The following is an 11,928-nucleotide window of genomic DNA, read 5'->3' as shown; positions in this document are numbered from 1 at the left end:
AATTTTACGATATTGAATTACGAATTGATTTTAAAACATTTTTTTCGCTATTTTTATATTATTAAACAAAAAACAAAACCCCTATGAAAAAGTTATTAATGTTGTGTATGGCTTTTATTTTCTCTTTAAGTACTTACGCACAAGAAACAGCAACTGAGAAAAAAGCAACAAAAGCAGCTACAGAAAAAGCAAGTAAAGCGAAAGCTAAAGCAGAAGCGGCCAAAGAAAAAAAGGAAGCTGCTAAGGAAAAAGCAACTAAAGCGAAAGAAAAAGCCGCTGCAAGCAAAGAAAAGACAGAAGCAGTAAAAGAGAAAACTGCAAAGGCTAAAGCCAAAGCGGATGCTGCTAAAGAAAAAACAGAAGCGGTAAAAGAGAAAGCTACAAAGGCTAAAGCCAAAACTGCTGCAACCAAAGAAAAAACAGAAGTAGTAAAAGAGAAAGCAACAAAGGCTAAAGCCAAAGCTGATGCTTCTAAAGAAAAAACAGAAGCAGTAAAAGAAAAAGCAACAAAGACCAAAACCAAAGCTGATGCCACTAAAGAAAAAACAGAAGCGGTAAAAGAGAAAGTTACAAAGACTAAAGCCAAAGCTGATGCTACTAAAGAAAAAGTTGCTACTGCTAAAAAAGTAAAAGAAACCACTGAAAAAGCACCAAAAGTAGCTGACAAAGTAACTGGCGAATACAATGGTAAAAAAGTATATACTGGTCCTAGAGGTGGTAAATACTACATTAATTCTAACGGAAATAAAACCTATATTCAAGAATAAACAATTGTAATTACATAAAAAAGCTATCTCTTGGGATAGCTTTTCCTTTTTATACCCTTTTTAAAATTTGCTAATCTCCATTTTTAAAATGATTTTGATGATGCGTTTTAAAGCTAAATATAGCGTATTACCTTAATTTAATAGTTTGGTAATGTTTTACAAATACAAAAAAGAAGTGTTTCAATGTATCTTACACTTACAAAACATTTGATACAATTTTGAAATGAATAACAATAACAGCACTAAAACTATCTTAATTGCACCGCTTAATTGGGGTTTAGGACACGCCACTAGATGTATTCCGATCATAAAGGCATTACTGGAAAACAATTTTACTCCCATAATAGCATCCGATGGAGTTGCTCTAGCATTACTTAGAAAAGAATTTCCGGATTTGAAAACGTTAGAGCTGCCTTCGTACGAAATTGAATATGCAAAAAAAGGAAAAAATTTCAAGTGGAAATTAATTCAAAATAGTTTCAAAACATTAAAAGCAATCCGTACCGAAAGAAAAATTGTTCGGGGCTGGATTGAACAATATCAAATTGATGGTATACTATCCGATAATCGTCTGGGAGTTTTTGATAAAAAAGTACCATCTGTTTATATCACACATCAATTAAATGTTTTAACCGGAAATACGACTTGGATAACCAGTAAAATTCACCAATACATCTTTAATAAATATAAGCAATGCTGGGTACCTGATTATCCAGGAACCATAAACCTTACCGGTAATTTAGGTCATCTAGAAGTGCTAAACTCAAAAATAAAATACATAGGCCCTATAAGCCGTTTACAAAAAAAACTTGTCCCCAAAAAATATGATTTATTGATCATTCTCTCAGGTCCAGAACCACAACGAGGATTATTAGAAGACCATTTAAAAAAAGAAATTTTAAACTATCAAGGTAAAGTTATTTTCATTGAAGGGAATATTGCCCCACAACAAACTAAAGTTATAAAAGATAATGTTACCTACTTTAATTTCATGAATTCTGAAGAACTTGAAAATGTTTTTAACGAAAGTGAAATAGTACTTTGCAGATCTGGTTATACCACAATTATGGACTTAGTCATACTTCGCAAAAAAGCTTTTTTTATCCCTACTCCAGGCCAATATGAGCAAGAATATTTAGCCAAAAAATTAATGAAAGAAGGACTTGTCCCTTATGCAACTCAGGATAATTTTAAAATTAGTGATTTAGAAATCGTCCATAATTACAAAGGATTACCAAGGTCTGATTCCCGAATAGAATGGGCAACTTTATTTGAGGTATTTAATTCATAAGATTACAACAAGATAAAAAAAACCGACTTTGCAAGTCGGTTTTTTTTATCTTTGAATAGCATTTATTTATCTATTTTAGTTTTAGCCTTTTCAATTGTAAATGAAAATTCAGATCCTACTCCATAGGTACTATCAACATAGATTCTCTCTTCATGTGCCTCTATAATGTGTTTTACTATAGACAAACCTAGGCCAGATCCACCCTCGGTTCTTGCACCACTTTTATCAACTCTGTAAAAACGTTCAAAAAGTCTCGGGATATTTTTTTTCTCAATTCCTTCTCCGTTATCTGTAACTCTTACAATTACTTTATCATCAGTCAAATCTTCAATGCTTACCTCTGTCGAACCCTTAAGTTTTCCGTATTTAATAGAGTTTACCACGAGATTCATTACAACTTGTTGTATTTTATCTTGATCTCCATAAACCATTATGGGTTTATTGTATCGCATATCAAACATAAGTAAAATATCTTTCTTGGATGCTTTCATTTCAAGCAAATCAAAAACATTTTGAACCAGTTTTACAATGTCAAATTCTCCCATTTCAAGATTCAAATCTCCTATTTCTAGTTTTGAAATCATATCAAGATCCTGAACAATATAAATTAATCTTTCTACCCCTTTCTCAGCTCTTTCTAGATATTTCTTTCTAATAGTTTTATCGTTCATGGCACCATCTAACAAGGTAGATAAGTACCCTTGTACAGTAAATAAAGGAGTTTTTAACTCATGAGAAACGTTCCCTAAAAATTCTCTTCTGTATTCTTCTCGAACTTTCAAAGTTTCAATTTCTAGTTTCTTATCTGTTGCAAACTTTTTTACTTCACGGGTAAGTGTAGCCATATCTGTTGTAATAGGCTGGTTTCTAAAAGTGCTAGACTCTAGTAAAGATACATCATCATATATTTTTTTTACTTTTTTGTAAATAAACCTTTCTACTCTGTATTGTATCACTAAAAAAGAAAAAGTTGCAATTGAAAATGCAAAAAGAAGTGTGAATTGTAGGGAAAAACTAAAAAAAAGATAGGTCAAAAAACTAACTAACAAGGTAGAAAACAAAGTAATGTATAGCGCTGATTTTACAGCAAAACGGTATGTTTTTTTAAAATTTATTGTCATTTACACTTCAAACTTATATCCTACTCCTTTAATTGTTTTAAACAAATCCTCGCCTATTTTTTCGCGTAGTTTTCTAATGTGAACGTCTATAGTTCTTCCCCCTACAACTACTTCGTTACCCCAAACTTTATCAAGAATTTCATCTCTTTTAAAAACTTTGCCAGGCTTTGATGCCAATAAATAGAATAATTCAAATTCCTTTCTTGGCAGAGCAATTTCAATATTGTCTTTTACGATTTTATACTCTTCTCTATTGATTTCAATACCACCCACGTTGAGAGTTTCGCTATTTACTTCTTTTTCTTTTAACCTTCTTAACAATGCCTTTACCTTACTTACTAGCAACTTTGGCTTTATAGGTTTGTTAATATAGTCATCAGCACCAGCATCAAAGCCAGCAACTTGTGAATAGTCTTCGCTACGTGCAGTCAAAAAAGTTATTAAAACATTATTTAATTCTGGTATTTTTCGAATGTTTTCACAAGCTTCCATACCATCCATTTCTGGCATCATCACATCCATGATAATTAAATCCGGGATTTCTTTTTTTGCCACAGCGATTGCTTCTTTACCATTTGTAGCTGTAACAATTTGATACCCCTCTTGAGAGAGGTTGTATCCTACAATTTCGATTATATCTGGTTCATCATCAACCAGCAGAATCTTGGTGTGTTTTTTCTTCATATAGGTTCAAAAATTATTTTTGAGATGTAAATGTAATCATAAAACCAGCTTACGAAAGCTGTTAACTATAATTTAATATTGAATCCTTTTTGTAAACATAAACACAACATAAGGATAACAAGTGAGTAACTCCTGTTCTATATTATGACCGTTAATTTGCAAAAAATTATATAAAATGAAATTCAAGTTATTATTTTTCACGTTATTGCTTACAGCAATCTCTTACTCACAAAGTAAAGGTACCATTACTGGAACGTTAACAGACAAAGATGCTAATAATCAATCGTTACCATTTGCTAACGTATTTATCAAAGGTACAGCAATAGCAACCAATACGGACATTGAAGGTAAATATACCATAAAAATTCAACCCGGAAGTTATACATTACAATTAAGTTTTGTAGGGTATGAAACGGTAGAAATTCCTGTAACAGTAGTTGCAGATCAAACAGTAACAATCAACAAAGCGCTAGGTTCTGGAAGTTACAAGCTTGAAGATGTTATTGTAAAAAGTAAAGGAAGTAGAGAAAAGGCTACTGTTCTTTTACTAGAACAAAAAAATGCAGTTGTAATTAAGCAATCTATAGGTGCACAAGAACTTTCGGCAAAAGGAGTAAGCGACGTAGAAGAAGGACTTACTAAAGTAACTGGAATTACCAAAGTAGACGGCAGAGGTTTATTTGTAAGAGGACTAGAGGACAGGTATAACAATTTATTAATTAATGACTTAGCAGTTCCATCAAACAATCCATTCAAAAAAATTATACCTTTAGACTTGTTTCCAACCGATATAGTTGGGGTTATAGAAACTTACAAAACATTTAACACTAATTTATACGGAGATTTTGCAGGAGGAACTTTCAATATAGTTACTTCAAGAGGATCAAAAAACGTAACAAAAATTAATTTTGGAGCAGGATACACAACAAATAATAATTTACGCAAATTTTTAACATCTAAAGACGCAACTTCAACTGGAGACTTTTTTGGATTTTCAGGTAATGAAAGAGATTTTCCTAGCGTTTTAGGAAGCGTACCTAGCAACCGTGTTTTAACAGCTGATGAATCACTAAAACAGTTTGGCTCAGGATACGATGTAGAACAAAGTAAATCTCCATTGAACACCAGTATTGGTATTTTAAATTCAGCAAAGTTCACTGTAGGTAAAAACAATAACTCTTTGCAATACTTAATGTCATTTAATTTTGACAATAAATTTCAATATAGAGAAGGCGTTGATCGTTTTTTTAACATTGGACAAGGAATATATGACAACAATTTATATAACAAACAATATAAATACATCACCAATTCATCTGCTTTAGTTGGAGTAAACTATAAAACAGAAAGATTAGACTTAACTTCAAATACTTTTTATTTGAAATCTACAGAAAATATGATTCAAGATCAATTGGGGTACACCAATGCAGCTCCAGTTAACAACAATGCTTTTATCCGTTTGAATCAACTTACACAAACTGATTTCTTGAATTCACAACTTTTAGGAAATTACAAACTATCTAAAGACGACAGAAAAAATATTAAAGCGGGAATTTCATTTACAAAAACAAGTTTCCAACTTCCTGACAGAAAATCATACAAAGGAGTTTTACTAGATGATAATACAACAGCTATAAGTTATACTGGAAATAGTTTATACAGACAAACTTTTGATGTTGACGGAAAATTTCATGTTTCTGGTTTACTTGAATACAGTTGGAAATTTGGTCAATCTGATACAAAAGACAATCATAAATTAACTGTAGGATATAATTCATATGTAAACAGTATGGAATCTAGTTTCAGATTTTTGGTTTCCGAAAGACTAAGATCAAATGCAACCACTTTCAGCACAAATTCTCCTGATGGCACTCTAGCTACGGCTATATCAAATGGTGATTTTACTTACAGAGAAGGCACTAACTCAACATACAAAGCGAAGTTATTTGAATTTGTGAATGCAGGTTACTCCGATTTAGCTTTAAAATTGAGCGACGCTTCGGAGCTTAATGTTGGTGTAAGAGTTGAACAAAGCAGTAGAGAAACAAAATTTAGAAATCCAGGATCTTTCGATGATGCATTTCAGACAAAAACAGTAACAGGTCTTGACATTTTGCCATCGTTAAATATGAAATACAAATTTAACGACACTTCTAATTTAAGATTTGCAGCTTCAAAAACGATCACTAGACCAGTAATAATGGAGGCATATCCATTAGAATTTGTAAACTTAGATGGTACAATTGAAAACGGTAACACAAACATCATCAACAGCGATAATTATAATTTCGATTTGAAATACGAAATTTTCCCAACAGCAAAAGAATTAATGGCGGTAACTGCATTCTCAAAATTAATTCAAAATCCAATTGAAAGATTGTTTACACAATCTGCAGGTAGTGGAGGTCAGATAATTACTTATGACAACTCAGATAAAGCAGTTCTATTGGGAGCTGAAGTAGAATTTTTAGTTCAACTTGATCGTTTTTCTGATAAATTCAAAAATCTATCTTTAGGTTTTAACACTTCTTTAATGTATTCAAAAGTAACAATTAGTAAAAAAAATGCTGCTGAAACTAATCCTGACAGACAACTTCAAGGTGCATCACCATGGTTAATTAATGCAGACTTAAAATACGATTTTGAGTTTTCAAAAAATTGGACAAACACTGCATCTCTTGTGTATAATGTTTATGGAAAAAGAATATTTGCAGTAGGTACAAATGGATTAGACCATTATTACGAACAACCATTTAGTAAACTTGATTTAGTATGGAGTAACAAAATAGGTAAAAAATGGGATGCTAAATTTTCAATTGATAACATTCTGAATCCTTTATATAGAATCAAATTAGGAGAAGAAAATAAAATCACAATTATTGAAAAAGACTTAACCGTTAAAGATTTTAAAAGAGGAACTGGTTTCTCTATGAATGTATCATATACATTTTAAAATAACATTCTTAACATTAGAGTAATGTTTAAGTAGCATTTTGATTATGATTTGATAACAATTTGCATAGGCAATACACAAACATACAAAGTACTTTTACACCAAGAAATTAACATTAGAAAATTAAAAAAAAATTATTATGAAAAAGTTCGCATTAAGCTTAGCTTTTATTGCTGCAATCTTTACTTCTTGTTCAAGTGATGATACTACAGAAAATCCTGTAAAGACTCCAGTAACAGGTGAAATAACTGGTGATTTAACAGTTTCTAAAACGTATGCATTTGGTAATTATACACTTAAAGGTTTCGCAAAAGTTGCTTCGGGAGTAACTATTACATTTGAAGCTGGTTCAACTATAACAGCAGATCCAAGTAATGGAGAAGATGCTTTCGTGATATTGAATGGTGGAAAATTAATTGCAATTGGTACTGCTGCAGAACCAATTGTATTTACTGCAACAACTAAAACTCCAGGATCTTGGGGAGGTATAATAATGTATGGTGATGCTCCTATTGTAAACTCTGCTACTGCTGCTGCGCCTCAAACTGCTACTTCAGAAGATGGTTTAGTATTGCCTTATGGTGGATCTAATGCTACCCATAATGGTGGAACCTTAAAATTTGTTAGAGTTGAATACGCTGGTCAAGTTATTACTCAAAATAACAAAGAACAAAACGGATTCTCTTTCTACTCTGTAGGATCAGGAACAATTTTAGAAAACCTAGTTTCTTACAAAGGTAATGACGATGGATTTGAATTTTACGGTGGAACTGTAAGTTTGAAAAACGCAATATCTTATGGAAACTCTGATGATGCTTTTGACTGGCAAGATGGATGGAGAGGTCAAGAAAGTACTAACTGGTACGCATACCAAGAAGGTGCAGCTAATTACGGAATGGAAATTGAAGCTAAAGGTGTAAACAATGCATTTTTTCCTAAAGTAACGAACATCACTCTTAAAAGAGCGACAGGTACTGTTACAGAAGCACAAACAGAAATTCAATTAGATGCTATTCAGTTCAAAGCAGAAGGAAACGGTGATTACAGTAACATACTTATTGACGGTTACAAAAACCAAACAACACCTACAGTTAAAAATGGTGGAGTTTTACAAATTAGAGATATAACTACATACAACAATCAAGTAGTAGGTGGCAAAATAAAATTGACAAACGTAACTATCAATAACTCTGAAAATACATTTATCTCTGGAGCTGCAACATTTACAGTTAATGCAGCTAGCTTTAATCCTGCAACAAACTGGGGTGTAACAACTACTGCTACTGGAGCAAGCTTAACTGCTGGAAATTGGTCATCTGTTAATGGAGCAACATTAATCAAATAGCCTCCTGTTAAACTAATTCAAAATGCCTTTCACTATGAAAGGCATTTTTTTTGGTACACTATTTGAATTATTTTTTGTATATTTACTATTCAAATAAATCTGATGGCAAAAAACTACTTTTATACAGTTATTTTATTGGTCTTTTTATTCTCTGCCAGCACTTATGCGCAAGACAATAAACCGCAACCAAAACTTCAAGAAAATTCCTCTAGTATTGAGGGATTGAGCTTGTACCCAAATCCTGTGAGTAATGGTAAAGTTTACATTACCACTAAGAATGACCTTGATAAAGAAATCATAATTTTTGATGTACTCGGTAAAAAAGTTTTGCAAACCATGCTCAGCTCTAAAGAACTGAATGTATCTAATTTATCTTCTGGAGTATACATTATAAAAATTAATGAAAAAGAAAGTTCTGCTACTCGAAAATTAATAATTCGGTAATTCATTCGAAATATAAAATTACAGCTCCATTTTTTGGAGCTTTTTTTTTAATACCAAATAGCATCCGTTTTCTAAAGACAGATAAACAAACGACCTTTTTAAATTTTTCATACTTTTGCAAAAAAAATTCTTGATCACAACCACTGATATATTCACTATTTCTAGTCAAAAACAATTTGAAAAAATTGCTTTAAAAGTTTTTCGTTACCAATACGAAAACAACAAAGTATATCAGGAGTTTTGTAATTTCCTAAAAACAGATCCTCATAAAGTAAAATCAATACAACAAATTCCGTTTTTGCCCATACAGTTTTTTAAGAGTCATGAAGTAATTTCTAATACCGATGAAATTCAAGAAACCTTTACCAGCAGCGGAACAACCGGAATGATTACCAGCAAACACCTCGTTACTGATGTTACGTTATATGAAGAAAGCTACCAGAGAGGGTTTTCAGAATTTTATGGTAACATTGAAGATTATGTAGTTTTAGCTTTGCTTCCCTCCTATCTAGAAAGAGAAGGCTCATCCTTAATTTACATGGTCAAGGATCTAATAGAACTTTCCAATCATCCTGAAAGCGGTTTTTACCTCAACAATCACGACGAATTGATTGCTAAACTTAACGACCTTGAAGAGGCGGGTCAAAATATAATTTTAATCGGCGTCACCTTTGCTTTACTAGACTTAATTGAGAAACAACAATTTAAATTACAACACACCATCATCATGGAAACCGGTGGTATGAAAGGACGAAGAAAGGAAATGATTCGGGAAGAGCTACACGATCAATTATGTGAGGGTTTTGGCGTAGCAGCCATACATTCTGAATACGGCATGACCGAATTACTTTCGCAGGCCTACTCCTTAGGAAATGGCGTATTTGAGTGCCCTGCTTGGATGCAAATACTGGTTCGCGATACCGAAGATGCTTTGACTTATATTCCAGACGGAAAAACAGGTGGAATCAACGTGATTGATTTGGCCAACATCAATTCTTGTTCCTTTATAGCTACTCAGGATTTGGGCAAAAAAAATCCCAACAACTCTTTTGAGGTATTGGGACGTTTTGACAATTCGGATATTCGTGGGTGTAACTTGATGGTTCTTTAATCTTTATTACTTATTGTGAGCATGCGTACTTTATTTATGATACTTTTTTTATTCATTAGTTTATGTAGCAATGCACAAAACACAGATATCGAAGTTCAAATAGACTCCATAACACACCAAGATCCTTCTACTAGCGAACGAATCTTTACGATACATTACCACATCAAAAACAAAACAAAAAGTCTTATTTCATTAGTTTTAAATACTAAAGAGTTACGATCTAACATGTACAACGGTTCGTCTTGGATTCCCTCGTACAGGCTGTTTCAAGAAAAAAATATGATAGAAACGAATACTGTATTCGATTCTAAAAAAAGTGATGAAGTACTTAAAAAAATAATGCAAGACCTAGAAAATAATCGCAAAGGTTTAGCTGATTATTTACTGAAACAGCAAAAAGAATCAAAGATTAAAACCAGTAAAAAAATCATAGAAAGTATTGTTAAGTTCCAACCTAATGAAACAAAAAACTTTTCTGCAACATTGTCTTGGGATAAAAACCGGTATCACAAATTTGAAGACAATGAATATTTTTTAGACCAAAAAACAATTCATTATCTTGATTTGTTTTTGTATCTCAATAAAGAAGAATTAACCTCTACTCTGCTCCCAGAGGATTTAAAAATCATACTTAATGACCCCACAATCATTACAGGATGGATATACACTAACAAAGTAGAAATCAATTTTAAAGATTAAAAATAAAAATTCCCAACAACTCATTTAGTTATTGGGAATTTTTTATAATTAGAAAAGAGAATAATTTGTTTATATCCTTAAACAACTCTCACTACAAAATAATTTTTCTTTCCGCTTTGCAACAATACAAATTGATTGTTGATTAAGTCTTTGCTTGAAAGCACAAATTCTTCGGTAATTTTTTCACGGTTCACAGAAATAGAATTCGCTGTTAGAGCGCGTCTTGCTTCACCATTCGATTTTAGAAATCCTGTTTTTTCGTTTAAAACGTCAACAATATTGATTCCCCCTTCGATTTCGTTTCTGCTGATTTCTGCCTGAGGAACTCCGTCAAAAACATCTAAGAATGTTGCTTGATCCAATTGCTTTAGATCATCAGAAGTAGAATTTCCGAACAAAATATTAGATGCTTTAATCGCATTTTCTAAATCATCAGCTGAATGCACCATCACGGTAATTTCTTCGGCCAAACGTTTTTGTAACAAACGCATGTGTGGCGCTTCTTTATGTTTTTCAGTTAAAACTTCGATATCTCCTTTCGATAAAAAAGTAAAAATCTTAATGTATTTCTCCGCATCCACATCAGATGTATTCAACCAATATTGGTAAAATTTATATGGAGAAGTTCTAGCAGCATCTAGCCAAATATTTCCGCCTTCGGATTTTCCAAACTTGGTTCCATCCGCTTTAGTAATCAACGGACACGTTAAAGCATAGGCTTTTCCGCTAGCAATTCTACGCACTAATTCGGTTCCCGTAGTGATATTTCCCCACTGGTCACTTCCTCCCATTTGCAACGTACAGCTCTTTTCTCTGTACAAATGCAAAAAGTCATATCCCTGAACCAATTGGTACGTGAACTCAGTAAACGACATTCCTTCGGCAGCTTCTGATGACAAACGTTTTTTAACTGAATCCTTTGCCATCATATAATTGACAGTAATATGCTTACCCACATCACGAATGAAATCCAAAAAAGAGAAATTCTTCATCCAGTCGTAATTATTTACTAATTCAGCCGCATTTGGCGCAGCCGAAGTAAAATCTAGAAAACGAGCCAATTGTCCTTTTATCGCCGCTTGATTGTGACGTAATGTTGGTTCGTCCAATAAATTTCTTTCATTCGATTTTCCGGATGGATCACCAATCATTCCTGTTGCACCACCTACTAACGCTAATGGCTTGTGACCCGCTAATTGAAAATGTTTTAACAACATCACTCCTACTAGGTGACCTATATGCAATGAATCGGCAGTTGGGTCAATTCCCACATATGCCACGCGCATTTGTTCCATCAAATGTTCTTCTGTGCCCGGCATAACATCGTGGAGCATTCCTCTCCAAGTTACTTCTTCAATAAAATTCTTCATCTTTTTTAATCAATTTACTTTCTTCGGTTCAGCCAACATGGCTTGGTGATTACAAAGATAAGAATTTCAATGGCAATGGCAATTTCAACACTAATTTCTAATTTAAACACAAAAAATAGTTTCAAAAATCACATTCAGATTTC

The 11,928-nt window shown here is 32.7% G+C and carries 10 protein-coding genes; 7 read left to right on the top strand and 3 right to left on the bottom strand.

All coding sequences use genetic code 11. The features are described from left to right. Positions 1 to 83 precede the first annotated feature (83 nt). On the top strand, positions 84 to 767 hold the full coding sequence (locus AC061E_RS01945; RefSeq protein WP_478284759.1) for a hypothetical protein: 684 nt from the start codon (positions 84 to 86) through the stop codon (positions 765 to 767). 223 nt (positions 768 to 990) lie between these two features. Further along, entirely contained in the window at positions 991 to 2,058 is a 1,068-nt protein-coding gene (locus tag AC061E_RS01940; protein ID WP_478284758.1) for a glycosyltransferase, read from the top strand. 62 nt (positions 2,059 to 2,120) lie between these two features. Here AC061E_RS01940 and AC061E_RS01935 read toward each other — a convergent pair whose 3' ends face one another. Next, positions 2,121 to 3,179 (bottom strand): sensor histidine kinase, encoded by a 1,059-nt coding sequence (locus tag AC061E_RS01935; RefSeq protein ID WP_478284757.1) that lies wholly within the window; start codon positions 3,177 to 3,179, stop codon positions 2,121 to 2,123. After that, positions 3,180 to 3,863, bottom strand: a complete 684-nt coding sequence (locus tag AC061E_RS01930) for a response regulator transcription factor (protein WP_478284756.1) — start codon at positions 3,861 to 3,863, stop codon at positions 3,180 to 3,182. A gap of 175 nt (positions 3,864 to 4,038) precedes the next feature. On the opposite strand from AC061E_RS01930, the gene AC061E_RS01925 reads away from it, so the two are divergent. The 5 genes from AC061E_RS01925 (at position 4,039) to AC061E_RS01905 (ending at position 10,415) form a co-directional block, all read left to right on the top strand. Further along, positions 4,039 to 6,816, top strand: a complete 2,778-nt coding sequence (locus tag AC061E_RS01925; RefSeq protein WP_478284755.1) for a TonB-dependent receptor — start codon at positions 4,039 to 4,041, stop codon at positions 6,814 to 6,816. Positions 6,817 to 6,955: 139 nt separating this feature from the next. Then, the gene (locus tag AC061E_RS01920) at positions 6,956 to 8,161 is read left to right on the top strand and encodes a beta-helix domain-containing protein (RefSeq protein WP_478284754.1); all 1,206 of its coding nucleotides are present in this window, start codon (positions 6,956 to 6,958) and stop codon (positions 8,159 to 8,161) included. A 102-nt stretch (positions 8,162 to 8,263) separates the two neighbouring features. Then, positions 8,264 to 8,605 (top strand): T9SS type A sorting domain-containing protein, encoded by a 342-nt coding sequence (locus AC061E_RS01915; RefSeq protein WP_478284753.1) that lies wholly within the window; start codon positions 8,264 to 8,266, stop codon positions 8,603 to 8,605. Between the two features lie 130 nt (positions 8,606 to 8,735). Beyond that, positions 8,736 to 9,716 carry a LuxE/PaaK family acyltransferase gene (locus AC061E_RS01910; protein ID WP_478284752.1) on the top strand — a complete coding sequence of 327 codons (981 nt, stop codon included), beginning with the start codon at positions 8,736 to 8,738 and terminating at the stop codon, positions 9,714 to 9,716. Positions 9,717 to 9,752: 36 nt separating this feature from the next. Beyond that, complete coding sequence (locus tag AC061E_RS01905) at positions 9,753 to 10,415, top strand: hypothetical protein (RefSeq protein WP_478284751.1); 663 nt, start codon at positions 9,753 to 9,755, stop codon at positions 10,413 to 10,415. 77 nt (positions 10,416 to 10,492) lie between these two features. On the opposite strand, the gene tyrS is transcribed toward AC061E_RS01905, so the two are convergent. Next, on the bottom strand, positions 10,493 to 11,785 hold the full coding sequence (tyrS, locus tag AC061E_RS01900) for a tyrosine--tRNA ligase (protein ID WP_478284750.1): 1,293 nt from the start codon (positions 11,783 to 11,785) through the stop codon (positions 10,493 to 10,495). Positions 11,786 to 11,928 lie beyond the last annotated feature (143 nt).

The sequence above is a fragment of the Flavobacterium sp. GNP011 genome, from assembly GCF_056428925.1.
The sequence above is the reverse complement of the archived record's forward strand: the minus strand, read 5'-3'. Positions and strand labels throughout refer to the sequence as shown.

Bases quoted from the DNA above. Each gene is read 5' to 3' on its own strand.
- AC061E_RS01940 (WP_478284758.1), top strand. From the start codon at position 991: ATGAATAACAATAACAGCACTAAAACTATCTTAATTGCACCGCTTAAT.
- AC061E_RS01930 (WP_478284756.1), bottom strand. From the start codon at position 3,863: ATGAAGAAAAAACACACCAAGATTCTGCTGGTTGATGATGAACCAGAT.
- AC061E_RS01935 (WP_478284757.1), bottom strand. From the start codon at position 3,179: ATGACAATAAATTTTAAAAAAACATACCGTTTTGCTGTAAAATCAGCG.
- AC061E_RS01920 (WP_478284754.1), top strand. From the start codon at position 6,956: ATGAAAAAGTTCGCATTAAGCTTAGCTTTTATTGCTGCAATCTTTACT.
- AC061E_RS01925 (WP_478284755.1), top strand. From the start codon at position 4,039: ATGAAATTCAAGTTATTATTTTTCACGTTATTGCTTACAGCAATCTCT.
- tyrS (WP_478284750.1), bottom strand. From the start codon at position 11,785: ATGAAGAATTTTATTGAAGAAGTAACTTGGAGAGGAATGCTCCACGAT.
- AC061E_RS01905 (WP_478284751.1), top strand. From the start codon at position 9,753: ATGATACTTTTTTTATTCATTAGTTTATGTAGCAATGCACAAAACACA.
- AC061E_RS01945 (WP_478284759.1), top strand. From the start codon at position 84: ATGAAAAAGTTATTAATGTTGTGTATGGCTTTTATTTTCTCTTTAAGT.
- AC061E_RS01915 (WP_478284753.1), top strand. From the start codon at position 8,264: ATGGCAAAAAACTACTTTTATACAGTTATTTTATTGGTCTTTTTATTC.